This is a genomic window from Allorhizobium pseudoryzae, from assembly GCF_011046245.1.
GTDB classification, from domain to species: domain Bacteria; phylum Pseudomonadota; class Alphaproteobacteria; order Rhizobiales; family Rhizobiaceae; genus Neorhizobium; species Neorhizobium pseudoryzae.
This window is the reverse complement of sequence record NZ_CP049241.1, coordinates 729,402-752,905: the sequence shown is the minus strand read 5'-3', so window position 1 is coordinate 752,905 and position 23,504 is coordinate 729,402. Positions and strand designations below refer to the sequence as shown.

26 protein-coding genes and 1 tRNA gene are annotated in these 23,504 nt (G+C 62.7%); 8 read left to right on the top strand and 19 right to left on the bottom strand.

Features of this window, described 5'->3' with window-relative positions:
• Positions 1 to 13 precede the first annotated feature (13 nt).
• Positions 14 to 883 carry a 2,3,4,5-tetrahydropyridine-2,6-dicarboxylate N-succinyltransferase gene (gene dapD / locus G6N78_RS03675; protein WP_165215840.1) on the bottom strand — a complete coding sequence of 290 codons (870 nt, stop codon included), beginning with the start codon at positions 881 to 883 and terminating at the stop codon, positions 14 to 16.
• Between the two features lie 146 nt (positions 884 to 1,029).
• Here dapD and G6N78_RS03670 point away from each other — a divergent pair, with 146 nt between their 5' ends.
• On the top strand, positions 1,030 to 1,905 hold the full coding sequence (locus G6N78_RS03670; RefSeq protein WP_165215838.1) for an LOG family protein: 876 nt from the start codon (positions 1,030 to 1,032) through the stop codon (positions 1,903 to 1,905).
• Between the two features lie 46 nt (positions 1,906 to 1,951).
• Here the strand turns inward: G6N78_RS03670 and G6N78_RS03665 are convergent, their stop codons facing one another.
• Together G6N78_RS03665 and G6N78_RS03660 are read right to left on the bottom strand one after the other, a co-directional pair.
• A complete protein-coding gene (locus tag G6N78_RS03665) occupies positions 1,952 to 2,623 on the bottom strand; it encodes an EF-hand domain-containing protein (protein ID WP_165215837.1) in 672 nt (223 codons plus the stop codon).
• A 106-nt stretch (positions 2,624 to 2,729) separates the two neighbouring features.
• Positions 2,730 to 3,440, bottom strand: a complete 711-nt coding sequence (locus G6N78_RS03660; RefSeq protein ID WP_165215835.1) for a pyrimidine 5'-nucleotidase — start codon at positions 3,438 to 3,440, stop codon at positions 2,730 to 2,732.
• 100 nt (positions 3,441 to 3,540) lie between these two features.
• Between G6N78_RS03660 and G6N78_RS03655 the strand changes: the two genes are divergently transcribed.
• A complete protein-coding gene (locus G6N78_RS03655) occupies positions 3,541 to 4,446 on the top strand; it encodes an EamA family transporter (RefSeq protein ID WP_165215833.1) in 906 nt (301 codons plus the stop codon).
• A 101-nt stretch (positions 4,447 to 4,547) separates the two neighbouring features.
• Complete coding sequence (locus tag G6N78_RS03650; protein WP_165215832.1) at positions 4,548 to 5,360, top strand: sterol desaturase family protein; 813 nt, start codon at positions 4,548 to 4,550, stop codon at positions 5,358 to 5,360.
• A gap of 18 nt (positions 5,361 to 5,378) precedes the next feature.
• Here the strand turns inward: G6N78_RS03650 and argB are convergent, their stop codons facing one another.
• Positions 5,379 to 6,266 (bottom strand): acetylglutamate kinase, encoded by an 888-nt coding sequence (gene argB, locus G6N78_RS03645; RefSeq protein ID WP_165215830.1) that lies wholly within the window; start codon positions 6,264 to 6,266, stop codon positions 5,379 to 5,381.
• A gap of 286 nt (positions 6,267 to 6,552) precedes the next feature.
• On the opposite strand from argB, the gene G6N78_RS03640 reads away from it, so the two are divergent.
• Positions 6,553 to 7,269, top strand: a complete 717-nt coding sequence (locus tag G6N78_RS03640; protein WP_165215829.1) for an anti-sigma factor — start codon at positions 6,553 to 6,555, stop codon at positions 7,267 to 7,269.
• A gap of 43 nt (positions 7,270 to 7,312) precedes the next feature.
• Here the strand turns inward: G6N78_RS03640 and yihA are convergent, their stop codons facing one another.
• The 5 genes from yihA to rpmH are packed head-to-tail and all read right to left on the bottom strand — an operon-like array spanning position 7,313 to position 11,372.
• Complete coding sequence (gene yihA, locus G6N78_RS03635) at positions 7,313 to 7,972, bottom strand: ribosome biogenesis GTP-binding protein YihA/YsxC (protein WP_165215827.1); 660 nt, start codon at positions 7,970 to 7,972, stop codon at positions 7,313 to 7,315.
• Positions 7,973 to 8,021: 49 nt separating this feature from the next.
• The gene (locus tag G6N78_RS03630; RefSeq protein ID WP_165215826.1) at positions 8,022 to 8,945 is read right to left on the bottom strand and encodes a DMT family transporter; all 924 of its coding nucleotides are present in this window, start codon (positions 8,943 to 8,945) and stop codon (positions 8,022 to 8,024) included.
• Between the two features lie 58 nt (positions 8,946 to 9,003).
• On the bottom strand, positions 9,004 to 10,815 hold the full coding sequence (gene yidC, locus G6N78_RS03625) for a membrane protein insertase YidC (protein WP_165215824.1): 1,812 nt from the start codon (positions 10,813 to 10,815) through the stop codon (positions 9,004 to 9,006).
• Positions 10,815 to 11,216, bottom strand: a complete 402-nt coding sequence (gene rnpA, locus G6N78_RS03620; protein ID WP_370691505.1) for a ribonuclease P protein component — start codon at positions 11,214 to 11,216, stop codon at positions 10,815 to 10,817. The genes yidC and rnpA overlap by 1 nt, the downstream gene beginning before the upstream one ends.
• A 21-nt stretch (positions 11,217 to 11,237) precedes the next feature.
• Positions 11,238 to 11,372, bottom strand: a complete 135-nt coding sequence (rpmH, locus tag G6N78_RS03615) for a 50S ribosomal protein L34 (RefSeq protein ID WP_117195397.1) — start codon at positions 11,370 to 11,372, stop codon at positions 11,238 to 11,240.
• Between the two features lie 533 nt (positions 11,373 to 11,905).
• Between rpmH and G6N78_RS03610 the strand changes: the two genes are divergently transcribed.
• Both G6N78_RS03610 and G6N78_RS03605 read left to right on the top strand, forming a co-directional pair.
• Positions 11,906 to 13,336: an ATP-binding protein gene (locus G6N78_RS03610; protein ID WP_234905933.1), complete on the top strand. Its 1,431-nt coding sequence runs from the start codon at positions 11,906 to 11,908 to the stop codon at positions 13,334 to 13,336.
• Between the two features lie 140 nt (positions 13,337 to 13,476).
• A tRNA-Arg gene (locus tag G6N78_RS03605) sits at positions 13,477 to 13,553 on the top strand.
• A 34-nt stretch (positions 13,554 to 13,587) separates the two neighbouring features.
• Here G6N78_RS03605 and G6N78_RS03600 read toward each other — a convergent pair.
• From G6N78_RS03600 to G6N78_RS03560, 9 genes are all read right to left on the bottom strand, one after another.
• Entirely contained in the window at positions 13,588 to 13,998 is a 411-nt protein-coding gene (locus G6N78_RS03600; RefSeq protein ID WP_165215821.1) for a curlin, read from the bottom strand.
• A gap of 182 nt (positions 13,999 to 14,180) precedes the next feature.
• On the bottom strand, positions 14,181 to 14,588 hold the full coding sequence (gene csgH, locus G6N78_RS03595; protein ID WP_165215820.1) for a curli-like amyloid fiber formation chaperone CsgH: 408 nt from the start codon (positions 14,586 to 14,588) through the stop codon (positions 14,181 to 14,183).
• A gap of 59 nt (positions 14,589 to 14,647) precedes the next feature.
• Positions 14,648 to 15,085 (bottom strand): curlin, encoded by a 438-nt coding sequence (locus G6N78_RS03590; protein WP_165215818.1) that lies wholly within the window; start codon positions 15,083 to 15,085, stop codon positions 14,648 to 14,650.
• 104 nt (positions 15,086 to 15,189) lie between these two features.
• A complete protein-coding gene (locus tag G6N78_RS03585) occupies positions 15,190 to 15,699 on the bottom strand; it encodes a flavin reductase (RefSeq protein WP_165215816.1) in 510 nt (169 codons plus the stop codon).
• 116 nt (positions 15,700 to 15,815) lie between these two features.
• Positions 15,816 to 16,589, bottom strand: coding sequence for a pyrimidine utilization protein D (gene rutD / locus G6N78_RS03580; protein ID WP_165215815.1), 774 nt, complete (start codon positions 16,587 to 16,589; stop codon positions 15,816 to 15,818).
• 206 nt (positions 16,590 to 16,795) lie between these two features.
• Entirely contained in the window at positions 16,796 to 17,185 is a 390-nt protein-coding gene (rutC, locus tag G6N78_RS03575) for a pyrimidine utilization protein C (RefSeq protein WP_165215813.1), read from the bottom strand.
• A 30-nt stretch (positions 17,186 to 17,215) separates the two neighbouring features.
• Positions 17,216 to 17,962 (bottom strand): pyrimidine utilization protein B, encoded by a 747-nt coding sequence (gene rutB / locus G6N78_RS03570; protein ID WP_165215812.1) that lies wholly within the window; start codon positions 17,960 to 17,962, stop codon positions 17,216 to 17,218.
• Entirely contained in the window at positions 17,959 to 19,050 is a 1,092-nt protein-coding gene (rutA, locus tag G6N78_RS03565; RefSeq protein ID WP_165215810.1) for a pyrimidine utilization protein A, read from the bottom strand. Before rutA ends, rutB begins: the two co-directional genes overlap by 4 nt.
• A 275-nt stretch (positions 19,051 to 19,325) precedes the next feature.
• Positions 19,326 to 20,048 carry a Crp/Fnr family transcriptional regulator gene (locus tag G6N78_RS03560; RefSeq protein ID WP_206531600.1) on the bottom strand — a complete coding sequence of 241 codons (723 nt, stop codon included), beginning with the start codon at positions 20,046 to 20,048 and terminating at the stop codon, positions 19,326 to 19,328.
• 112 nt (positions 20,049 to 20,160) lie between these two features.
• Between G6N78_RS03560 and hemN the strand changes: the two genes are divergently transcribed.
• On the top strand, positions 20,161 to 21,510 hold the full coding sequence (hemN, locus tag G6N78_RS03555; protein ID WP_165215809.1) for an oxygen-independent coproporphyrinogen III oxidase: 1,350 nt from the start codon (positions 20,161 to 20,163) through the stop codon (positions 21,508 to 21,510).
• A 9-nt stretch (positions 21,511 to 21,519) separates the two neighbouring features.
• Here the strand turns inward: hemN and cysQ are convergent, their stop codons facing one another.
• Positions 21,520 to 22,305 (bottom strand): 3'(2'),5'-bisphosphate nucleotidase CysQ, encoded by a 786-nt coding sequence (cysQ, locus tag G6N78_RS03550; RefSeq protein ID WP_306416206.1) that lies wholly within the window; start codon positions 22,303 to 22,305, stop codon positions 21,520 to 21,522.
• 156 nt (positions 22,306 to 22,461) lie between these two features.
• Here cysQ and G6N78_RS03545 point away from each other — a divergent pair, with 156 nt between their 5' ends.
• Positions 22,462 to 23,502, top strand: a complete 1,041-nt coding sequence (locus G6N78_RS03545; RefSeq protein WP_165215807.1) for a proline racemase family protein — start codon at positions 22,462 to 22,464, stop codon at positions 23,500 to 23,502.
• The last annotated feature ends 2 nt before the right edge of the window (positions 23,503 to 23,504 follow it).

The following is a 23,504-nucleotide window of genomic DNA, read 5'->3' as shown; positions in this document are numbered from 1 at the left end:
CGGGGTTCTCGGATCAGTCGCGCAGCAGCTCGTTGATGCCGGTCTTCGAACGGGTCTTTTCATCGACGCGCTTGACGATAACGGCGCAGTAAAGATGCGGGGCCGGCAGGCCATTGCCCATGGTGGCGTTGGCCGACGGCATCGATCCGGCAACCACGACGGAATAGGGCGGCACTTCGCCATACATCACGTCGCCGGTGGCGCGATCGACGATCTTGGTCGACTTGCCGATATAGACGCCCATGCCGAGCACCGAACCTTCGCGGATGATGCAGCCTTCGACCACTTCCGAACGGGCGCCGATGAAGCAGTTGTCCTCGATGATCGTCGGACCCGCCTGCAGCGGCTCCAGCACGCCGCCGATGCCGACGCCGCCGGAGAGATGCACATTGGCGCCGATCTGGGCGCAGGAGCCGACGGTCGCCCAGGTGTCGACCATCGTGTTTTCACCGACATAGGCGCCGAGGTTGACGAAGGACGGCATCAGCACCACGCCCTTGGAGACATAGGCCGAGCGGCGCACGACAGCATTCGGTACGGCGCGGAAGCCGGCGGCGCGGAACTGGTTCTCGCCCCAACCTTCGAACTTGGAGGGCACTTTGTCCCACCAGGTGGAGGCGCCCGGACCGCCCTTGACCACGTCCATGTCGTTCAGGCGGAAGGACAGGAGAACCGCCTTCTTCAGCCACTGGTGGACGGTCCACTGACCGTCTGCCCCCCGCGAGGCAACGCGCAACGTGCCGGCATCGAGAAGGTTCAGCGCTTCCTCGACGGCATCGCGGATCTCGCCCTTGGTGCCGATGTTGACGCTGTCGCGATTGTCGAACGCCTGTTCGATCGTCGCTTCGAGGGAGGAGAAATCCTTGCTCACGGGGCTGGTCATGGGAATTCCTTGGCTGTCACATGGGAACGTGATGAGGGGAAGCTCTCTGCCGGCTGGCAAAATCGTGCCAATTGCTCTAAGCGACCGCCAATCAGGCGTCAATGTGCTTTGGCGCGCAAGCGATTCGAGCCTTGAAGGAAATCCCCATGGCAGCAGGCAAAGAGGAGAAGATGCGGCGCAAGGGCGGTGTCTTCGATCCGCTGAAGGACAGCTCCGTCGATAAGCTGCGGGCACGCGCAATCCCCAAGACGCCGCAGTCGGAATCGCCCTCCTATCGGCTCGCCTATACGGACGAGGATTTCCTCTGCCGGGACGAGTTGCGCCCCGTGCGCCTGCAACTGGAACTGCTGAAGCCGGAAATGATGCTGACCGAGATGGGCATCAAATCGACGGTCGTCCTGTTCGGTGGCGCGCGCATTCCCGAACCCGGCACCGAACCCTGGGCGGCCCGTAACGAGGTGCAGAGCCGCAATTTGAAGGAAGCGTCCGTCTATTACGAGGAGGCCCGCAAGTTTGCCGCCCTCTGTGCCGACCATTCGGCAACGCTTGACCATCAGGAATTCGTCGTCGTCACCGGCGGTGGACCGGGCGTGATGGAGGCCGGCAATCGGGGCGCGGCAGAAGCCGGTGCTCCGACTATTGGCCTCAACATCCTGCTGCCGCATGAACAGGCGCCGAACCAGTATGTCACGCCGGCGCTCAGCTTCAATTTCCACTACTTCGCCATCCGCAAGATGCACTTCCTCATGCGGGCGCGGGCGGTGGTGGTGTTCCCCGGTGGCTTCGGCACGTTGGACGAGCTTTTCGAGGCGCTGACGCTGATCCAGACCCGGCGCATGGAGCGCATTCCGCTGATCCTGTTTGCCGAAAAATTCTGGCGCAAGATCGTCAACTTCGAAGCGCTGGCGGACTTCGGCACGATTGCGCCGGAAGACATGGATCTGATCAATTTCGTCGAAACGGCGGACGAGGCCTGGCAGGTTCTGGCAGACTTCTACGACATCAAAAAAGCCCGTTCCTGAGGCGTCAGGAACGGGCTATCTCGGGCGTCAGTCGATCGGCGGTTGATCAGAACGGAGCGTCCGGCAGGTCATCCACGGTGATGAAACCGTCCTTGTTGCGGTCCATGCGGGTGAACATCTTGTCGACCGCAGCGGTGGCTTCCGCCTTGCTGACCTGGCCGTTTTCGTCCGTATCGATCATCCGCACCAGACCAACGCCGGGCATCATGGCGCGTGGGCCCATGCCGTGGCGCTCGCCCCAGTGACGATCACCATGATGGCGGCCGGGACCCCGTTCGCCATCGGCCATCTCGCGGGGGCCGGGGCGGGCATCAGGACCGGGCGGCGGCGGATTGTCGCCAGCAGCCATGTCCGGGCCCTTCGGACCCTTGCCGTTTTCCGCACGTTCGGCCTGACGCTTCTCGCGCCATTCGTCCATGCGGGCTTCGCGGTAGTTGCGCATCTCGCCCGGCGTCAAAATGCCGTCCTTGTTGGCATCGATCGCGGCGAAGGTGGTTTCTTCCCAGGCGGCAACCTCGTCCTTGGAAATCTTGCCGTCCTTGTTGGCGTCCGCCGTCTTCAGCAGCCGCACGAACATCATGTCCTGCATCATCGCGCGTTCCGGTCCCCGGCCCGGGCCGTGGTCGGGACGACCGGGAGCGGCGAAGCTTGCCGGTGCTGCCGCGCCAACGAGAAAGGTGGCGCCAAGTGCGGCGAGTACGTAGCGGTTGAGTGTCATGAGGCTGCTTCCTTTGCTGTCTCTATGACTGGAAGCCTAACCCCGCCCTACGGTGCCTACCACTTAAACATTAGTAAGGCTGGATGAAACTTTGGTAAGGTGGATGTCAACCTGCCATCAGGCTCTGAAGGAAGCCCGTCAGGTCATCCGTCATGTAATCGACGTTCGGATCGGCGTCGTCCGCCTGCTCCCAGCGTTCGATGACAAAATCGCCAAGGTTGCGCGGCACCAGGAGAACCGTCGTCATGCCGAGGGACCGGGGCACGGCGAGATTGCGCGGCAGATCCTCGAACATGGCGGCATGCTTGGCATCGATGCGGTTGAGATGGGCAAACTTGTTGTAGGTCTCTCCCGCCGGTTTCGGCACATACTCCGCGGCAACGATGTCGAAGATGTCATCGAAATGGTCGAGGATGCCGAGCGCGCGGGCCGCAGCCTGCGCATGCGCCACCGTACCGTTGGTGAAGATGAACTTGCGGCCGGGCAGCGCCTTGATCGCATCCCCGAGCTCCGGATGCGGCAGAAGTGCCGAATAATCGATGGCGTGCGCCTTTTCGAGGAAGGCATCCGGGCTGATGCCGTGATGCATCATCAGGCCTTTCAGCGTCGTTCCGTGCTCGTGGTAATAGCGCTTCTGCAGCGCGCGTGCCTCCTCCCGCTCCATCTGCAGCAGGTCCATGACGAAATCCGTCATGTTGCGGTCGATCTGCGAGAACAGATTGACGTGATGCGGATAAAGCGTGTTGTCGAGATCGAAAACCCAGTCGCGGACATGGGCAAAGGCGGCGGGATCGGGAGAGGCTGTCAGATGGGGCATGGCCGCTTTATGCACGTTTGTAACGGCAAAGAAAAGCGGCGAACCGATCGGGCCTCCCTCCGGCTTGGCGACGCGCGGAGGCCGTGCTAGCCGCTGATCCATGGAAGCCTGGATCCCGATCACCATTGCCGCTGCCTTTCTGCAGAACCTGCGCTCGACCCTGCAGAAGCATCTGCAGGGACAACTCGGCACGCGGGGCGCAAGCTTCGTGCGCTTCGGCTACGGTTTTCCGGTGGCACTGCTTTACGTCTTTGCCCTGCACCAGTTCGGCGGCTACCGCCTGCCGGCGCTGAACCTTTCTTTTGCGCTCTGGGCGGTGATCGGCGGCCTGGCGCAGATCTATGCCACGATCATGCTCGTGCACCTCTTCACCCTTCGCAATTTCGCCGTCGGCACGGCCTATTCCAAGACCGAACCGGTGCAGGCGGCGATCTTCGGCTTGCTGATTCTCGGCGAGCACCTGACCTTTGGTGCGACGATCGCCATCATCGTCGGCGTGGTCGGCGTGATGTGCATCTCGGTGGCCCGCTCGCCGCTCTCGCTCGGCAGCCTCGTTACCTCCATGATGAGCCGCACGGCGCTGATCGGTATCGCCTCCGGTGCCGTGTTCGGCATTTCGGCTGTTGCCTATCGCAGCGCGTCCCTGTCGCTGGGTGGACCCAATGCGGTGATGCAGGCCGCCGTGACGCTCGCCTGCGTCACCGGCTTCCAGACGCTGTACATGCTGGGCTGGATGCTGGCGACCGACCGCAGCGAGATCGGCCGCGTGGTGCGCTCCTGGAAAACCTCGTCGCTCGTCGGGCTTGCCGGCGTCGTCGGATCGGCCGGCTGGTTCACGGCCATGACCCTGCAGCAAGTGGCCTATGTCAGGGCGCTCGGGCAGATCGAACTGGTCTTCACCTTCGTGTCGTCGGTCGTCCTGTTCAAGGAAAAGATCAACCGCCTGGAGGTGACGGGATGCCTGCTGATCGTCGCCGGCATCCTGGCCTTGCTGGGCTGGACGTGATCCGTGCAGACGGGCTGCAAGATCGACTTCACCACAATCTGTGCTAGGGTGACCGCCACTGTCCGGCGCATGCAGCGCCGCCACTTGCCTTGGGTCCAGCCATGAATGCCTTCTTCGACGGGTTGAGCGTTTTCCTGATGATGCTGGCCGTGATCTACGCGGTCACGGTTGCGATCTACTTCGTGCTCGGCTTTGGCATCACCTGGCTGAACAACCGCAACCCCGACCGGCGTATCCAGAAGAACCGGCGTGGCGAAAAGCGCATGCGCGAGGAAATCCGGCACAGCCTCCCGTCCATCCTCATCACCTGCCTGTCCGTCACCATCGGGCTGTTTGCCCAGTATCAGGGCTGGGCGCTGACCCCCTGGGCCTTTTCCTGGTGGACGGCGGTGCCCCTGTTCCTGTTGACCATGGTTCTGTTCGACGCCTGGTTCTATTTCGCCCACCGCGCCCTGCACACCAAGGCGCTCTACAAATATCACGCGCTGCATCACAAAAGTGTCGCGCCGACCGCCTGGAGCAATGATTCGATCGGGCTGGTCGATACGGCCCTGTCCCAGGGCTTTTATGCGGTGGTCGTCTTCGTCGTGCCGATCTCGCCCTACATCCTTCTGGCGCACCGGCTGTTCGACCAGATCAACGGCACCTTCGGTCACGCGGGCTTTGAATATTTCGCGTCGAAGACGTCACGTTACCCGTCGCCCATGCTGTGCACGACCTATCACGACCAGCACCACGCTGAGTTTCGCTTCAACTACGCCAATTATTTCTCGTTCTGGGATCGGGTGATGGGCACGATTTCGCCCGTCTATGACGCCCGCGTCGAGGCTTTCGAGGCGAGCGCGCCGGCACTCAACCTCAAGCGGCCCGCCAAGCCCTCCGTCGAGACAGAGGGTGAGAAGGCGGCGGGCTGAGCCGCCGCCAATGGCTCGTCAGGGAACGATCAGCGTTCCCGCACCGCCTTCGGTGAAGATTTCAAGCAGCACCGAGTGCGAGGTCTTGCCGTTCAGGATGACGACGCCCTGCACGCCTGCCTTGATCGCGTCGATGCAGGTCTCGACCTTCGGGATCATGCCGCCGGAAATCGTGCCGTCCTTGATCAGCGCCTGGGCCTGCGACACGGAGAGTTCCTTGATCAGGTTCTTGTCCTTGTCGAGCACGCCCGGAACATCGGTGAGGAAGAGCAGGCGGTCGGCACGCAGGGCCCCTGCGATCGCGCCGGCAAAGGTATCGGCGTTGATGTTGTAGGTCGCGCCGTCGCGGCCCGGTGCCACCGGCGCGATGACCGGGATCATCTCGGACTTGGCGAGCAGGTCGAGCAGGGTGCGGTCGACTTCCACCACTTCGCCGACGAAACCGAGATCCAGCACGCGCTCGATATTGCTGTCGGGGTCGATCACGGTCTTCTTGGCCTTTTCGGCAAACACCATGTTGCCGTCCTTGCCGCAAAGCCCGATCGCCCATTCGCCGGTCTGGTTGATCAGCGCGACGATTTCCTTGTTGATCGAACCGGCCAGCACCATCTCGACGATCTCGACCGTCTTGGCGTCGGTGACGCGAAGCCCGCCCTCGAATTTCGATTCGATGCCCATCTTCGTCAGCATGGCGCCGATCTGCGGCCCGCCGCCGTGCACGACGATCGGGTTGACGCCGGACTGCTTCAGGAGCGCGATATCCTCGGCAAAGGCGCGGCCGAGCGCGCTGTCGCCCATGGCGTGGCCGCCATACTTCACGACGATCGTCTTGTTTTCATAACGCTGCATGAAGGGCAGGGCCTGCGCTAGAAGCCGGGCCTGCATTTCGCTTTCGGAAGGGGACATCGACACACCTCTGGATCATCAGGTGCGGCCTTTTAGCCTATGTTTTTGACGGAGGAAATAATGGTGTCCAACATTCCTGCACCACACGAGACAGCGCCCTGCCACCGCACTGCCGCCACCTGCCGCATTGACAGCCGGGGATAAGCGTTGGATTCTGCAAGGACACGCCGCACGGGAGGATGCTGGCCAGGCTGTCGCGCTCGATCTGATCTCGGGCGGCAGGCCGTTGCCTCAGGCACGCTCCCGCCGGCGTGACCACGCCTGTAACAGAGAGATGGCCACCCCGATGACGAAACCGGACCAGAGCGAAGGGGATCGCGCCCGCGACGAGGTGCTGGCCGGCGAATACGTGCTCGGCATGCTCTCGGTGGACGCGCGCGAACGGGTGGAAGCCCGGCTGCGCAGCGATCGTGCTTTTGCAGCGATCGTCGCGCGCTGGCAGGAAAACCTCGCTACGCTCGAGGACGAGGAGCAGGGTCTTCTATCGTCTCCCCTCGTGCTGCCGGTGATGGCGGGACATCTGCGGCAGAGGCCGATGGCGCAGGATCGTCTGCTGTTGCATGTCTGGCTGTCCGCAAGCCTCTGGCGCGGCCTCACCTTCGCTTTGCTGTTCCTGCTGGTCGGAACGATCTTGTTTGCCGAGCGGCCCACGGTGTCGCCGCAAGGCACACCCCCGGTTCTCGCCAGCCTTCAGCCACAAGCGCCGGAGACCATCGGCATGCTTGCCCGTTACGATGCGGTTGCGGGGCGACTGCAAGTCCTGCCTGCCGCGACCGAAGCCGGCGGTCCGCATTCGCTCGAACTCTGGCTGAGCCAGGGCAGCGATCCGGCACGGTCGATTGGGATTCTTCCGGAGTCGGGCGAGGTGATCGTGCCGAAGGCGCTGCGCACGCAACTGGCCGCGGGCGGAACGCTGTCGGTCAGCCTGGAGCCGCCGGGAGGATCGATCAGCGGCAAGCCATCCGGTCCGGTCCTGGCGATCGGCCATACGCTGACGCCGTAAACCCGCTCAAGCGGGCGAAGGATCGATCGTCAGCGCTTTCCGCTCAAGCCGGACGGCCAACCGTCTCGCCGATGGCTTGTCGCAATTCGTCCAGCCCGTCACCCTTTTCCGAGGAGGTCGACAGGATGACCGGATAGGCGGCAGGCCGCTTGCGGATCTTTTCCGCAGTCGCCGCCATCAGTTGCGGCACGGCGGACGTCTTGATCTTGTCGATCTTAGTCAGCACGATCTGGTAGGAAACGGCTGCCTTGTCGAGCAGCGCCAGTGCCTCTTCATCGTTCTTCTTGATCCCGTGCCGGCTGTCGATCAGAACGTAGACGCGCTTCAGCGTGGCGCGGCCGCGCAGATAATCGAAGACAAGCTTGGTCCAGGCATCCACCTGATCCTTCGGCGCCTGGGCATAGCCGTAGCCCGGCATGTCGACGAGCGCCATCGGCGGCAGATCGTCGCCTTCCCCGGAAAAACCGTCGGGCACGAAGAAATTCAGTTCCTGCGTGCGGCCCGGCGTGTTCGATGTGCGGGCAAGCCCCTTGTGGCCGACCAGCGCATTGATGAGTGACGACTTGCCGACGTTCGAGCGACCGGCAAAGGCCACTTCGGGCGGTCCCTCCGGCGGCAGGAACTTCATGGCCGGAACGCCGCGGATGAAGATCCAGGGGCGGCCGAAGAGCGGCAGGTCGGGCTTTACGGTATCGGTGGTCATGAAGAGGGCCTTTCTCAAGGCCCGTGAATTGAGGGTTTCGGCCCGCGAGTCAAGACGGGACGACCGTCTTTGCCGCTTTCGAAGCCTTGAACGCCTGATGAAGCAGGTAGGTGAAGAGCGCGGCAAGGACGAGCACGCCGCCACCGATCGTGCGCATGGAGGGGATCTCGCCGTGCAGCAGCACCATCCAGAGCGGCGCCAGAATCATTTCCAGCGTTCCGAGAAGAGCGGCAAGCGCCGACGGGATCATTCGCGCGCCGGTGACGTAGAGCGCCATGCCGAGCCCGAGATTCAGCGCGCCGAAGGTAAACAGAAGCGCCAGGTCTCGGGGCGAAACCGAGAGGTACCCGGCCTGGGTGGCTGCGACGAGCGCCGCAATCAACGAGCCCGCACAGGCCGCCGGCGTCATGCGGATGCCCGGATGGCTGCGGGTGATGACGGTCATCCCGGCAAAGATGAGGGCGATCGAACCCGCCAGCAGGAGGCCGAGCCGTGAGGAGCCAGGCCCGAGCGAGCCGGACACCATGATGGTAATGCCGGCAAGCACTGCAACGATCGCGCCCCAGGTGATCCCGGTGATCGGTTCCCCGATGAAGATGCGGGCGAACAGCGCGGCAAACAGCGGGATGGCCGCCATGAACAGCACGACATTGGCGACCGGCGTCATGCTGACGGCCATGACGAAACAAGTGGAGATGCAGGCAAAGCCCAGGGCGATCGCAAGTCCGGGCCGGCCCATCTCTTGAAACAGCCGGCGCGTTCCGGCCGGGCCGTCCCGCAGCAGCATGAAACAGAGAAGAAACACGCCGGCGAACAGGCAGCGCCAGAAGACCAGCGTCCAGCCGTCATCAACACCGATGAACCGCTGGATGGCGCCGCCATAGCTCCAGGCCACGGCAGACCCGACGACGAGCAGGATGCCCGCCAGGGATGTTGTACGAGCAGGTGCGCCTTCCCGTGTGACCGATGCCATGCGTGCTCCTCCAGCTCGGCAAAAAAGAAGCCCCGGCAAGCGGGGCTTCGAAGATCGGTTATTTGGATTGTGCGGGTTTTCGCCGGAACAAGCCCTTCAGATTGTCGAAGAGCTCGATCTTCACACCGTGCCGCTTCATGATCAGCGCCTGCTGCGTGATCGACAGGGTGTTGTTCCAGGCCCAGTAGATGACGAGGCCTGCCGGGAAGGAGGCCAGCATGAAGGTGAAGACCAGCGGCATCCAGGTGAAGATCATCGCCTGCGTCGGGTCCGGCGGCGTCGGGTTCATGCGCATCTGCAGGAACATCGTGATGCCCATGATGATCGGCCAGACGCCGATCATCAGCGCATGCGGCACATCGTAGGGCAACAGGCCGAACAGGTTGAACAGCGACGTTGGGTCCGGCGCGGAGAGATCCTGGATCCAGCCGAAGAACGGCGCGTGTCGCATCTCGATCGTCACGTAGATGACTTTGTAGAGCGAGAAGAAGATCGGGATCTGCAGGACCACGGGCCAGCAGCCGGCGATCGGATTGATCTTTTCTTCCTTGTAGAGCTGCATCATCGCCTGCTGCAGCGCCATGCGGTCGTCGCCGTGCTTGGCCTTCAGCTCTTCCATCTTCGGCTGCACGCGCTTCATGCCGGCCATCGAGGCGTACTGCTTGCTGGCGAGCGGGAAGAACAGCGCCTTGACGACGATGGTGGTGCACAGGATGGCGACGCCGAAATTGCCGAAGTAATGGAAGAAGAAGTCCATCAGCTTGAACATCGGCTTGGTGATGAAATAGAACCAGCCCCAGTCGATCAGCAGGTCGAAGCGCGGAATGCCGAGCGACTGCTCGTAGCCATCGACCAGCGGCACTTCCTTGGCGCCGGCAAAGACGAGGTTCTTCAGCTCCGTCGACTGACCCGGCTGGATCGTCACCGCATCCGTCTTGTAATCCGCTTGGAAGCGGGCCTGGCCGTCGGTGAAGTGAGTGAAACGGGTCTCATAGGGCAGCGTCTGCGGCGGAATGAGCGTGGTTGCCCAGTACTTGTCGGTGATGCCGAGCCAGCCGCCGGTAGCCTTCGGGAAGGTGTAGGGTTCCTTCTCGACCGCGCTGTAGCTTTCTTCCGTCAGGCCGCCTTCCTTGCCGAGAACGCCGAGGAAACCTTCGTGGATGACGTAGACGGAGGCATGTTCCGGCTTGTTGTAGCGGGTCACGCGGCCATAGGTCGCAAGCGAGACCGGCGTTGCCGTCGGGTTCTCGATCTTGTCGGTGACGGTCAGCATGTAGTGATCGTCAACTGCGAAGGTGCGGGAGAACACGACACCCTTGTCGTTGGTGAAGCTCAGCGTCACCGGCGTCTGCGGCGTCAGTTTCTCGCCGCTCGCCACCGTCCACACCGTGGAGGGGCCGGGAACGGAACCGGCATTTTCGCCGGGAATGAAGCCGAGCTCGGTGAAATAGCCGTCGCGCGTATCGGCTGGCGAAAGCAGCGTAATGGTCGGGCTGTGCGGATCGACCGTCTCGCGATATTCGCGCAGGTGCAGGTCATCGAGACGTGCGCCCGTGAGGTTGATGGTGCCGGAGAGCGCCGGGGTTTCGATCGCAACGCGCGGCGATTTTGCAATCGCCTGTTCGCGGGTGGCGGCCGCCTGGGCCTGGGTGGCGCCGGGCAGGGTGCCGGACACTTCGCCGGAGGCCGTCGGGCCGGCGGCGGTGCCAGCCTGCGGATTGGCCGCCTGCATCTGTTCCTGCTGGGCGCGGCGGGCCTCGTCGGCGAGGCGTTGCGCCTCCATCCTCGGATTCATGTAGAGGAATTGCCAGGCAAGAACGATCAGCACCGAAAGCGCGATCGCGATGTAATAGTTACGGTTCTTTTCCATCATGCTTTCCTGGAACGGGTCTCCTCGGACCGCTTCTGTTTCGGTCTGCTCTCCACGCGTTCGGAAAGCGCTGCCGCGAGTTCGGCAAAGGGTTTATTCAGCATCTCCCGCCGGGCGACAATGACATAGTCATGACCGTCTTTCATTGCAAACCGGGCGGAGTGTCTGACCAGCTCGCGCAGCCGCCGCTTCATCCGGTTCCGTTCGACAGCGTTACCCTGCTTTTTCGTGACGGTAAAACCGACGCGGGGTGCAGTGTCGGGTTCCTTGCGATCGAGCACTTCGACCAGGAAGTACGGCCCGCGGCGTTTTTCTCCGTCCCGGACAGCAAGAAACTGCGGCCGGCTTTTCAGCCGCCCGACAGTTTTTTCGTTTTCGTCTTCAGACGTCATCGCCCGCAGCGTCCTGGGGCAGTGCCGGCCTTACGCCGACAGACGAGCGCGGCCACGTGCGCGACGGGCGGACAGAACCTTGCGGCCACCCTTCGTTGCCATGCGGGCGCGGAAACCGTGACGGCGCTTGCGGACAAGCTTGGACGGTTGATAGGTACGCTTCATTTTTTTAACACCGCGGTGTGCGGCCCTTCTTGAATTTGCCCTCGTTTTGAGGAGCAAGAGCGTTGCTTGAAAACGTAACGGCAAAAGGGGCGCGTGCGAACGCACTCCCGGCAAGCCGGACGTGGGGCGGCTTATAAGAGGACTCACGCGTAAAAGTCAATTCACGCTGCCGCAACTCGCCGTCCTCAGGCGCAAAAGGGGCTTTTTCTGCTCAAGACCAAAGGCCTCGTCAGTCCGCCGGAAGTTCTTCCCTGATCCAGATTAGCGAAATTCCAGTAATGATAAGTGCAGGTCTCGACTAACGGCGGCTTGCGCTGCTTGTCATTGAGGATGTGATGGGCGCGAACATTAACCAGCCGTAATGTTGTGAGGCTGGTCAACGGCTTAGTGGGTGGATATGCTAGTCGATGTGGCGGCTTCGCTGAGGATGCCTCCGCTGAGAGTAAACGGAGAGCGGCATGAAAACTGAGGCGGACATGTCCGCAGGCCTCGGAACCGACCCGCAGAGCGCGTCGGGCGAGCCTCTTCCGCGGATGCCGCGCCGGTTTCGCGGTTTGTCCGGGCGGCTCTTGTGGCTGACCGTCATCTTCGTGATGTTCGCCGAGGTCCTGATTTTTGTTCCCTCCATGTCCGTGATGCGGATGACCTGGCTGCGCGACCGGCTCGATACGGCCGCCGCCGCCGGCATCGTGATCGACGGTCTGCAGCCGGCCGAACTGCCGCGTGCGGTGCAGGATGATACGCTGCTCGCCACCGGGACCAAGGTGCTGGCGTTGCGCAAGGATGGAACCTCCCGTCTGCTGGCTGCCATCGATGTGCCGCCGCAGGTGGACCAGACCTTCGATCTTGCCCACGAAACGGCGCTCGGCTCGATGCGCAACGCGCTCGATACGCTCGTCTTCGGCGGCGGGCGGGTGATGCGCGTGTTCGGACCGATCGGCGAAACCGACATGGTGATCGAACTGGTCATGACCGATGACGCGCTGCGCAAGGCGATGCTCTCGTTCTCCAAGCTGATGTTCGGCATTTCGCTGCTGATCTCGCTGGTGACCGCCTTCATGATCTATGTGGCGATCAACAAGATGATGATCGGCCCGATCCGCCGCCTGACGCACGGCATGCAATCCTTTTCCGAGCGTCCCGAGGACCCCGAGCGCATTTTCCGCCCCGGCACGGCCAGGGGCGAGCTGGAAGTTGCGGGCCAGCACCTGGCCTCGATGCAGACGGAACTGCAGCGGACGCTGAAGCAGAAGAAGAACCTCGCCGATCTCGGCCTCGCGGTCTCGAAGATCAACCACGACATGCGCAACATCCTCGCCTCTGCCCAGCTGATGTCGGACCGGCTTGTGGATGTCGAGGATCCGATGGTGCGCAGCTTCGCGCCGAAGCTCCTGCGCACGATCGACCGGGCCGTCGGATACACCAATGAGGTCCTGGCCTATGGGCAGGCGGAGGAGGCGGCGCCGAAACGCCGGCGGCTGCGCCTCTCCGACCTCTGCCAGGACGTGCGCGACATCCTGGCGCTCGATCCGGAGGCCGGCATCGAATTTGTCGAGCAGGTCGGCGAGGACATCGAGATCGACGCCGACGGCGAGCAGCTGTTCCGTGTCATCCACAATCTCTGCCGCAACGCCGTACAGGCTCTGGTGCAGGCCCAGGCCCCGGAGGAGGGCGTAGCAAAGCGCCTCAGCGTCGCCGCGCAGCGTGTCGGGAGCGTCGTCAGCATCACGATCGACGACAATGGGCCGGGCATGCCGCGCAAGGCGCGCGAGAACCTGTTCACCGCCTTCCGGGGCTCCGCACGCTCCGGCGGCACCGGCCTTGGCCTTGCGATTGCCCGCGAACTGATCCTCGCCCATGGCGGCACCATCGCGCTTGTCGAAAAGCCGGGTCCGGGCACGCAATTCCGCATTGAAATTCCCGACCGCCCGGTCTCGCTGGAGGACTACCGCGCCCGAGCCTGAAAAATATCGAGCAATTTCAGGATCTTGTGGAGATATTGCAGCAAAATGACAAATGATGCGGCAAAATCGCTTGCAATCGAAAGCCAGACGCTTTAGAGGATCGCCACACGCCGAGACGCACTAAACGTTGCCAACGGCAAGCACCCGTAGCTCAGCTGGATAGAGCACCAGACTACGAATCTGGGGGTCAGGAGTTCGAATCTCTTCGGGTGCGCCACTACTTTCCTTTTTCTGAAAATGACTGACGACAGCTACCAGCCGTAGCTGAAGGTCAGGCCGCCCTGGCGGTTGCCGTATTGCTCCACGTCGGTCCGTGCATTGCGGCCGAACTGGAAAATGCCGTAGGCATTGTCGTCGCCGGTCTGCTGCAGTGTCGCGGAGTGGCCGTTGCCGCGCTGGCGCACGAAGCCGACATTGCCGCGACCGTTCTGCGAGACGCCGGCTTCGTTGTCGTGGCCGCGCTGGTTGATTTCGCCGTTCTTCAAGCCCCGATACATCGAATAGAGCCGGATGCCGGTGGAGAGGATGTCGCCGCCGTCTTCCGAGGGCGGGGCAAGCGTGAAGGACACGCTGCCGGCCGCAGCCGGAGCGGGCAAAAGCGCCGGCATCAGCAGGCCGGTCACGAGGGCAATCGACAGGGTTTTCGTCAGCGTGCGGTGCATGTCTCTCTCCGTTTCGGTCCATCCCTTGACCGTTGAGGAGATCTTCGCATGGCGCGGCTGAATGGCTGCGGAACCCTCCATTCACATAGCGTTCAGCGCGATGCGTCAGCGCGCCGCACCACGACAAACCGCCCGGGTCGCAAGGACGCCGGGCGCTATGATATTGCAGGAATGAGAAAGGGTCAGATGCGGCCGCCGACCCATTCGGTGCAGGAGACCGTCTTGCCGCCGGCGCTGACCTTCAGCGTCACGTCGTAATTGGCGCCGGCTGATCCGAGCGACACCTGCCCCAGCGAATTGCTGCGGCCGGCCTTGGCGCTGAAGGCGCCGCCCTGCTGCACGGAATTGCTGCCGCCGCGGCCAGACCCCTCCACCTGCAGCGAATAGGTGCCATCGACCGCACGGTCCGAGAAGACGATCCCTTCCAGCGTCACCATGCCTTTTTGCGGCGTGACCTGGATTTCGCACCGAAGCGGTGCCTTGGCGCCGGTACCTGTTCCGGCTGCAAGTACGGCGGTGCCACCTGCCGCCGTCAGAAGGACGGCAAAAGCGGAGAAGGTAGTTTTTGCTGACAGTCCGAAAGGCGACATGGCACGCTCCTGGGGAGGAAGGGCGTCGGTGTCAGCCGACGCCGGTTAAAGGGCTGGGATCAATCGCAGGCCTGGACGAAGGCCGCGACATTGCCGCTGCCGCCCTGCGAGACATTGGCGCTGCAGCCGCGGCCCACCTGCACGCCGGCGGCGATATTGCCATTGCCGTCCTGGGTGAGGATCGTCGTGTGGTCGGAACCAAACTGGCCGACGCCGGCGACGTTGCGGTTGCCCGTCTGGTAGGTGTCGGCACGGTTGCGGCTGCCCTCCTGGCCGATGGCGGACAGGTTGTCATAGCCGCGCTGCTGACTGGACGAATGGTTGTAATAGCCGTTCTGATAGACGCGCACCCGGTTACGGTAACCGTTCTGCGAACCGCCGGCGGAATTGGACCAGCCATACTGTTCGAAGCGGACGTCGTTGGCGGCTGCCGGAACGGCGCTGCCGATGCCGAGGAGGGCGACGAGTGCGGTGGCGATAAAAGAGGTGCGGGTCATGGAAGCGTCTCCGTTTGCGGGCCGTGCCGCCGTTGAACGCATTCTTTCTATAAAACCCAGTTGGAACGGCGCCTGAAGGCACCGTTCACCTGTCGTTTAGCCGCTCAGACGGATTTGTAGCCACGGTCGAAATAGATGAGCGCCTGTCCGTCCTCGCGAGTGTGGATCGCCTCCACCGCGCAGAACAGCACGTCATGCGTTCCGCCATCGGCGATTGAGGTGATGCGGCAATCAAACGAGGTCAGCGCCCCTTCCAGCCGGTGGCTGCCGGTTTCGGTCGGGTGCCAGGTGGCGCCGGCGAACCGTTCCTCGACGGGCGTCTTGCCGCCGAAAAGCCGGCTCAGCGGCTCGTGTTCGGCAGACAGCACGTTAACGCAGACGACCTGGTTGAGGCTGACCGGCTGATAGGCGGAGGAACCGCGATTGAGGCAGACGAGCAGCGTCGGCGGGCTGTCGGAGACGCTGCAGACGGCGGTGGCGGCAAAGCCTGCCTTGCCACCCGGTCCGTCGGTGGTGACGATGGTTACGGCAGCGCCAAGCCGTGCCATCGCATTGCGATAGGCGAGGCGGTGGTCGTCTTGCGGATGCGCGATCGATGCTGTGGCAGCAGGCATGCGGGGGTCTCCGGTATTTGATCCTGATGTTTTACGCGCGTTTTGGCCGGCGGTTCAGGGGGTCAACAAAGAGAGATTGCGTTCGTGGTTAAACGGCATCAGGGGGACGGGCGTTCTCAGCCCGTCAGGAAGGACAGAAGCTCGCGGTTGAACACGTCGGGAAAGACGATGTTGACGGCATGCGCGCCGCTGTCGGAGAGCGACAGGCGGGCATTTGGCAGGCCTTCTGAAAGCCGGAGCGAGCGTGTGTAGGGCACCAGAAGATCATCCCGGGTGGCGATCACCAGCGTCTGTGCCGCAATCTCGCTCAGGCGAGCATCCACGTCAAAGGCTCTGAGGGCCGCAATGCGGCGGGTGACATTCTCCTTGCCCTGGAAATGCGCAACGCCATGCGCGTCGTCCTGAGCCAGCCGCACAGCATTTTCGCTCATCCACCAAGCGGGATAAAGGAAGAGCGGCTGTGCCTTCACAAAGGCCTCCACGCCTGACGCGTTCAAGAGTTCGAGGCGCACGTCAAAGCAACGGCCGGAATGCGGATCCGCTTTGCTCCAGGCATTGACGAGGATGAGCTTGTCAATCAGATTCGGTCGGCGCAGTGCCAGATCGAGCCCGATCAGGCCGCCCAGCGCATGGCCCATGAAATGGAACCGGGTGAGCCCTAGTTCCGCAACGATCTCCAGCACGTCGTCGGCCATGGCGGCAATGCCGCCGGTCTCCGGAACCACGCCGCCCGTCTTGCCGCAGCCGCGATGATCATAGGTGATGACGCGGAAATGCCCGGCCAATGCTGCGATCTGCGGCGTCCAATAGGCGCCCGACCCGCCAAGCCCGGAAGACAGCAGGATGGTCGGCGCCTCGGGGGCGGTCAGTCCGTGGATATCGTAATGCATGGGTCGTGCTCTAATCGATGTTGAGATCGAGGCTACCCCCCTCTGCCCTGCCGGGCATCTCCCCCACACGGGGGGAGATTGGCTGGCAGCCGCCGCTCGTCTCCATTGCGAGGTCAAATGAGGGGCGGAGAGCTATCCTCCTTCGATCTCCCCCCTTGTGGGGGAGATGGCCGGCAGGCCAGAGGGGGGCGTTCTCGTTCAGTCGCTCACTTCTTCCCGATATGCGCCACGGTCGCGATCTCCACCAGCGCGTCCGGCTTCACCAGGCCGCACTGCACGCAGTAGCGGGCGGGTTTGTCGCCGGGGAAGTATTCGGCATAGACCGTGTTGACCGCCTGATAGTTGGCCCAGTCGGTGACGAAGATGTGGTTCATGGTGACGTCCTCCATCGTGCCGCCGGCGGTCTCGATCACCGACTTGATGGTTTCCAGCACATGGCGGGTCTGCGCTGCCGCATCGCCCACATGCACGACGTCGTTGTTCTTGTCGAAGGGAAGCGTTCCCGACACATAGACCACGCCATCGGCGAGCGTGCCGGGCGAATAGGGGGCGATGGGCTTCTGCGTGCCTTCCGGAACGACGATGGTCTTCGGCATTCTCATTCTCTCCGTTGCTTGTGAGGATGGTTATTCGGCGGCTTCGGCGGGTGCGGCCTGACCGATCGCGCCGCAGAAATCGTTGACGGTGGACACCCAGCCAAAGAATTTCTCGACATTGTAGACGGTCGCCTGCTGGATGAAGTCCGGGCCCAGATGGTGGGTCGCATCCTCCAGCATCACGCCGAAATATTCGAGGTGGAAGGCATCGCGCAGCGAGCTTTCGACGCAGACATTGGTGGCAATGCCGACGAAGACGAGATTGCGGATGCCGCGGGCTCTGAGCACGCTGTCCATGTTCGTGTTGAAGAAGCCGGAATAACGCGTCTTCGGCACCAGGATGTCGCCCGGCTGCGGCTGCAATTCATCGACGATCGCATAGTCCCAGGTGCCCTTGGCCAGCAGCTGGCCCTGCAGCTCCGGCCGCTTGCGCATGGTTTTGAGCGCATTCGACTTGTGCCAGTTGGGCGAACCCGGGCCGCCGGCCTCGACATAGTCCTTGTCCCAGCCGTTCTGGAAATAGACGACCAGCACGCCGGCGGCGCGTGCCGCATCCAGCGTCTTCTTGATATTGGCGATCGTGCCCTTGGCGCCCGCAATGTCGAAGCCGGCGAGATCCACATAACCGCCTTCGGTCGAATAGGCGTTCTGCATATCCACGACGACGACGGCCGTTTCGGACGGCTTCAGCGAGATCGGCTCCGGCCGGGCCGGAAGCGTCACGCTTTTTGTCCGCTCGGGGCGCGGCTGGTAACCGGCAATCACGGCCTCGCTCATTCGGCGGCCTCCAGCATGGGGGTGATGTGGCTGCGGCTCTTCATCAGCGGCTGCACGAACTGGCCGAACTTCTCGATGCCTTCGAGGAAATCGTCGAAGGTCAGCATCACGCCGCCGGTGCCCGGCACTTCGCTCATCTCGTCCAGCATGGCCGCCACTTCCGCATAGGAGCCGATCAGCGTGCCCATGTTGATGTTGACGGCGGAGACCGGGTTCGACATGTGGCGCACATTGGTATCGGAGCCGGACTTGGTATCGGCAGCACTCTGCAGGCCGAGCCACTTGATGGCTTCCTCGTCGGCGCCGGCCTTGTAGTGCTCCCACTTGGCGAAGGCGGCTTCGGTGGTTTCCTCCGCGATCACCATGGTCAGCACGAAGGAGCGCACGTCGCGGCCGCTCTTTGCCGTTGCCGCCAGCAGGCGTTCATTGGTGGGCGCAAAGGCCTTCGGCGTGTTGACGCCGACGCCGAAGCAGAACGAGTAATCGGCAAACTGGGCGGAAAACGCCATGCCGGAATTCGACGAGCCGGCGCAGATCAGCTTCACATCGCCTTCCGGCACCGGCTTCATGCGGCAATCGTCCATCTGGAAATACTTGCCTTTCAGATCCGACTGGCCGGTCGTCAGCAGTTCCTTCAAGACGGTCGTGTATTCGGTGAGATATTCGTAACGGTCGGCGAAATAGTCGTCGCCCGGCCAGAGCCCCATCTGGCTGTATTCCGGACGCTGCCAGCCGGTGACGAGGTTGACGCCGAAGCGACCGCCGGAGATGGAATCGATCGTGGTGGCCATGCGGGCGACGATCGCCGGCGGCATGACGAGCGTGGCGGCCGTGCCGAACAGCTTGATCTTCGAGGTCACGGCAGCAAGGCCCGCCATCAGCGTGAAACTTTCCAGGTTGTAGTCCCAGAACTCCGTCTTGCCGCCAAAGCCGCGCAGCTTGATCATCGACAGCGCGAAGTCGAAACCATATTGCTCCGCCTTCAGGGTGATCGCTTTGTTAAGCTCGAAGCTCGGCTTGTATTGCGGGGCATTTTCCGACAGCAGCCAGCCATTGTTGCCAATCGGAATGAAGACGCCGATTTCCATGTTTGATGCTCCCTCTGTGGCCGGACCAGGATGGCCGTTGATGGCTTAGAGAAAGCAATGGCCGTGCCAGTTGCGGAAAATCGAATTTTTTCAATGGGTTAAAAATTGAGGGGCGGAAAAATTTATCAAACGGTCAAAAATTTACCGGACGATCAATAAAAAATGGGCGTTTCGCCAAAGCAGGAAGCAGCAAAGTGATGTTTTTTTGATCTTTGCCAGGTCTGGATGAAAAATGTGCATTGTGTCTTCGTGCTGTCGGCACGGCCACAACATCCTCAGCCGCAGCGGGATTGCAGCTTTGCAAGGCTCGTCACTTCGATATGGCGATTGGCGGTGATGGAAATCACGCCATCCTTCTTCAGCCGCGAAAACTGCCGCGACACCGTTTCGATGGTGAGGCCGAGATAGTCGGCGATGTCGAGCCTGGACATCGGCAGGTCGAAGATGCGCCGGTCGCCTCGCGCGTCCGGGTCAAGGTGAACGGCAATCAGCATCAGAAGGCTTGCCACCTTCTCCGAAGCCGTCTTGCGGCCGAGTGTCACCATCCACTCGCGCGCTTCGTCGAGTTCGCGCAGTGCCTGGTCCATCAGCCGCTTGCGCAGTGCAGGGTTCCGTTCGATCAGCCGCTCCAGCATCACCTTCGGCACACGGCAGACCTCGACATCCGAGGCCGCTTCCGCCGTCATCGGGCTTTCGGTCGCATAAAGCCGACCGACCAGATCCGGCGCAAACTGCAGCCCGACGATCTGCTGGCGGCCGTCCTCCAGCGTCTTCGACAGTTTGACGACGCCGCGCATGACATTGTCATAGGCTTCCACATCGGTGCTTTCGCCCACCAGTTCTTCGCCCGAGGGGTGTTCGATCTGCCGCGTGTGGCGGGAAAGGAGGGTCAGTTCGTCGGGGTTCAGCGCGCCGCACATGCCCTTGTGGCGCACTTCGCAACTGCGGCAAAGCACGGGAATCTCGGTCGAATGGATATCGCGGCGGCTAAAGTCCATGGCCCTTCTCCTATACCGTTTTCCACTAGCAAGTGCCACGGGCCCAGAATTGATCTTGATCAAGGCACGGCGGGTTTTTGCGTCCTAGCGTCGGCTGACAAAGGAAGAAACCATGCTGCCAGATCTCATTCGTCGCTATGCGTCTCCCGTGCCGCGTTACACCAGTTATCCCACTGCGCCGCATTTTCATGATGCGGTGGATGCACGCGTCTATTCGAGCTGGCTGGAGCAGGAGGACGGTCCCGCGCCGCTGTCGCTCTATCTGCATGTCCCCTTCTGTGATCGGCTGTGCTGGTACTGTGGCTGTCACACCAAACATACACGCCGTTACGATCCGGTCGCGGAATATGTCGATGCGCTGATCGCCGAAATCGCGCTTGTCGCGAGCCGCTTGCCGCGCCGTCGTTCGGTGGGCGCGATCCATTTCGGCGGTGGTTCGCCCACCATCGTTTCGCCGCAGGATCTCGTGCGCATCCGCAACGCGATCGACCGTTATTTCGACCCTGAACCCTGCGCGGAAATCAGCGTCGAGATCGATCCGGGTTTCGTCGATGCGGTGAAGCTCGCCGCCTGGCGGGATTTCGGCATGACGCGGGCGAGCGTCGGTGTCCAGGATTTCGATCCTACCGTGCAGAAGGCGATCAACCGCCCGCAGAGTTTTGACCAGACCCAGCGCATCGTCACGCTCTTGCGCGAATTCGGTGTCGGCGGCATCAACCTCGACGTGGTCTATGGTCTGCCCCACCAGACGCTCGCCAGCCTCGGCCGCACCCTGGATCTCGCCGTCTCCATGCAGCCGGAGCGGTTCGCCATTTTCGGCTATGCCCATGTGCCGTGGATGAAGAAGCACCAGACGCTGATCGACGAGCAGGCGTTGGCCGGCATCGAAGAACGGTTCGAGATGCAGCAACAAATCACCGACACCTTAAGCGCGGCGGGTTACCTCGCCGTCGGCATCGATCATTTTGCCAAGCCCGGTGACAGCCTTGCAGAAGCACTCAACCAGGGAGAGGTGAAGCGCAATTTCCAGGGTTATACCACCGACAGCGCGCCGGCCCTGATCGGGCTTGGCGCATCGGCGATCGGCCGCAGCGAACGCGGTTATGTCCAGAATATCGTCGCCACCGGCGAATACATGCGTGCCATCAGCGAGGGACGCCTGCCCATCGCCAAAGGTTTTGCGCTGGATGATATCGACCGCGCCGTGGGAGATGCGATCGAGGCGCTGATGTGCCACTACGGCTTTTCCGTCCGTCGCCTGAAGGAGCGTTATGGCGCTGCCGCCGAGGTGGTCCAGGCGGATGCCGCGCGCATCCACCAGCAGGATCCGGACGGGTTCACCACGTTCGATGGGGATCGCTTCGAGGTGCGGCCGCAGGGGCGCATGTTCGTGCGCACCATCGCCTCGCGTTTCGATCAGTATTTCGGCCGCGGCACGGCCCGCCATTCGGTGGCCGTCTGAGCCTTTCGCTCAGGCGGGTCTGCCGCCCCAGGCAAAGAAGGCGCCGTTGGCAAAATCCGCCGCATCGTTTCGCCCACGCTTGCCATAGGTGAGGGGCTGGCCATCACCGGCCAGCACGCTGCCGCCCGCCGCCCGCAAGACGGCATCGCCCGCGGCCGTATCCCATTCCATGGTGCGCCCAAAGCGTGGATAGACATCCGCCTTGCCCTCGGCCACCAGTCCGAATTTCAGTGAGGAGCCGACGGTGCAGCATTCGCAGGGATCGAGCTCGTCGAGATAGCGTTTGGTCTCCGCATCGAGATAGGACCGGCTGGCCACCGCAATCGGCGGGGTGGCGACGGTCCGCACATGGATCGGCTGGCGTGACAGGACGGTTTGGCTCGCATCAACCGTCAATTTACAGGCGCCATCGGGGCCGCCGGTATAGGCAACGCCCACCACTGGCGCATAGACGATGCCGGCGACCGGCCTCCCATCCTCGATCAGGGCAATATTGACGGTGAACTCGCCATTGCGGTTGATGAATTCGCGCGTGCCGTCCAGCGGGTCGATCAAAAGGAACCGTCCGCCGGAAATGTCCGGCTCGATGCCGGCGGCCATCTGCTCCTCCGCGATCACCGGAATGCCCGGCATGTGCGCCTTCAGATGGGAGAGGATCACCTCTTCGGCCCGCACATCCGCCTCCGTCACCGGGCTCTCGTCGGCCTTGGTCTCGACCTCGAAACCGCGATGATAGATATCGAGGATGACGCGACCGGCGGCGAGCGCCGCTTCTTCGAATATGGCAAGCATCATGGTGTCCCTGTTCTCCCGCACCCTGATGCGGCAAGGCCGGGCGAAATGCAAATCCCGGCGGCGGGGCAGCTGTAAAAACCCTCGGCAGACCGGATTTTCTTTCGGGCAAAGCCGCAATATGGTCCGGGCAACATCAAATCAGGAAGGTTGATCGCCATGCGGTGGAAGCGCACGATGCAGTTGCTGGATGTCCATGCGGAGGGGGAGATCGGCAAGGTCGCGATCGGCGGCGTGCCAAAAATCCCGGGCGCCACGACTGCGGAAAAGCTCGCCTGGCTGAACAGCGATCCGAAGGGGCAGGAGCTTCGCCGTTTCCTCTGCCTCGAACCGCGGGGCAACCCGATCGGCTCCGTCAACCTTCTCCTGCCGCCGACCCATCCGGAAGCGGACGCCGCCTTTGTTATCCTGCAGCCGGATCAGGCGCATGCGAGTTCCGGCTCGAATTCCATCTGCGTGACGACCGCGCTTCTCGAGGCCGGCATCGTCGAGATGCAGGAGCCGGAGACGATCGTGACGCTCGAAACGGCGGCGGGCCTGGTGCGGGCCAAGGCTACCTGCCGGGATGGGCGCTGCGAGCGGGTGGAACTCACCATGGTTCCCTCCTTCGTGCATGAACTGGATGTATCGCTCGATACCCGCTGGGGTACGATCTCGCTCGATCTCGCCTATGGCGGGGTTTTCTATGCGCTGGTCGATGTGGATCAGATCGGATTGACGATCGAGAAACACAATGCGGCAGCCCTGGTGGCCGCGGGCATGGAGCTGAAGGCCGCCATCAACCAGGCTTATCCGGTCGTGCATCCGGAAATCCCGGCAGTGTCAGGCGTAGCTTACGTGATGTTCCGGAGCGTCGATCCGGACGGGGCGGTGCGCACCTGCACCACCATGTGGCCGGGACGCGCCGACCGCTCGCCCTGCGGCACCGGCAATTCGGCCAATCTCGCGACGCTCTATGCCCGCGGAAAGGTGGCGAAAGGTGATGTCTTCACCTCGCGGTCCATCATCGGCTCGGAGTTCCGGGTGGGATTGAAGGAGGTGACCAGCGTCGGCAACCGACCTGCCGTCATTCCGACGATCAGCGGTCGCGGCTTCACCTTCGGACAGCAGACGGTGGCGCTTGATCCGTTCGATCCGCTGGCCGGCGGTTTTGCCATGACGGATGTCTGGGGGCCGTCGGCGGGCGACATCAAGGGCTGATC

Bases quoted from the DNA above. Each gene is read 5' to 3' on its own strand.
- dapD (WP_165215840.1), bottom strand. From the start codon at position 883: ATGACCAGCCCCGTGAGCAAGGATTTCTCCTCCCTCGAAGCGACGATC.
- G6N78_RS03670 (WP_165215838.1), top strand. From the start codon at position 1,030: ATGGCAGCAGGCAAAGAGGAGAAGATGCGGCGCAAGGGCGGTGTCTTC.
- G6N78_RS03665 (WP_165215837.1), bottom strand. From the start codon at position 2,623: ATGACACTCAACCGCTACGTACTCGCCGCACTTGGCGCCACCTTTCTC.
- G6N78_RS03660 (WP_165215835.1), bottom strand. From the start codon at position 3,440: ATGCCCCATCTGACAGCCTCTCCCGATCCCGCCGCCTTTGCCCATGTC.
- G6N78_RS03655 (WP_165215833.1), top strand. From the start codon at position 3,541: ATGGAAGCCTGGATCCCGATCACCATTGCCGCTGCCTTTCTGCAGAAC.
- G6N78_RS03650 (WP_165215832.1), top strand. From the start codon at position 4,548: ATGAATGCCTTCTTCGACGGGTTGAGCGTTTTCCTGATGATGCTGGCC.
- argB (WP_165215830.1), bottom strand. From the start codon at position 6,266: ATGTCCCCTTCCGAAAGCGAAATGCAGGCCCGGCTTCTAGCGCAGGCC.
- G6N78_RS03640 (WP_165215829.1), top strand. From the start codon at position 6,553: ATGACGAAACCGGACCAGAGCGAAGGGGATCGCGCCCGCGACGAGGTG.
- yihA (WP_165215827.1), bottom strand. From the start codon at position 7,972: ATGACCACCGATACCGTAAAGCCCGACCTGCCGCTCTTCGGCCGCCCC.
- G6N78_RS03630 (WP_165215826.1), bottom strand. From the start codon at position 8,945: ATGGCATCGGTCACACGGGAAGGCGCACCTGCTCGTACAACATCCCTG.
- yidC (WP_165215824.1), bottom strand. From the start codon at position 10,815: ATGGAAAAGAACCGTAACTATTACATCGCGATCGCGCTTTCGGTGCTG.
- rpmH (WP_117195397.1), bottom strand. From the start codon at position 11,372: ATGAAGCGTACCTATCAACCGTCCAAGCTTGTCCGCAAGCGCCGTCAC.
- G6N78_RS03610 (WP_234905933.1), top strand. From the start codon at position 11,906: ATGCCGCGCCGGTTTCGCGGTTTGTCCGGGCGGCTCTTGTGGCTGACC.
- G6N78_RS03600 (WP_165215821.1), bottom strand. From the start codon at position 13,998: ATGCACCGCACGCTGACGAAAACCCTGTCGATTGCCCTCGTGACCGGC.
- csgH (WP_165215820.1), bottom strand. From the start codon at position 14,588: ATGTCGCCTTTCGGACTGTCAGCAAAAACTACCTTCTCCGCTTTTGCC.
- G6N78_RS03590 (WP_165215818.1), bottom strand. From the start codon at position 15,085: ATGACCCGCACCTCTTTTATCGCCACCGCACTCGTCGCCCTCCTCGGC.
- G6N78_RS03585 (WP_165215816.1), bottom strand. From the start codon at position 15,699: ATGCCTGCTGCCACAGCATCGATCGCGCATCCGCAAGACGACCACCGC.
- rutD (WP_165215815.1), bottom strand. From the start codon at position 16,589: ATGCATTACGATATCCACGGACTGACCGCCCCCGAGGCGCCGACCATC.
- rutC (WP_165215813.1), bottom strand. From the start codon at position 17,185: ATGCCGAAGACCATCGTCGTTCCGGAAGGCACGCAGAAGCCCATCGCC.
- rutB (WP_165215812.1), bottom strand. From the start codon at position 17,962: ATGAGCGAGGCCGTGATTGCCGGTTACCAGCCGCGCCCCGAGCGGACA.
- rutA (WP_165215810.1), bottom strand. From the start codon at position 19,050: ATGGAAATCGGCGTCTTCATTCCGATTGGCAACAATGGCTGGCTGCTG.
- G6N78_RS03560 (WP_206531600.1), bottom strand. From the start codon at position 20,048: ATGGACTTTAGCCGCCGCGATATCCATTCGACCGAGATTCCCGTGCTT.
- hemN (WP_165215809.1), top strand. From the start codon at position 20,161: ATGCTGCCAGATCTCATTCGTCGCTATGCGTCTCCCGTGCCGCGTTAC.
- cysQ (WP_306416206.1), bottom strand. From the start codon at position 22,305: ATGATGCTTGCCATATTCGAAGAAGCGGCGCTCGCCGCCGGTCGCGTC.
- G6N78_RS03545 (WP_165215807.1), top strand. From the start codon at position 22,462: ATGCGGTGGAAGCGCACGATGCAGTTGCTGGATGTCCATGCGGAGGGG.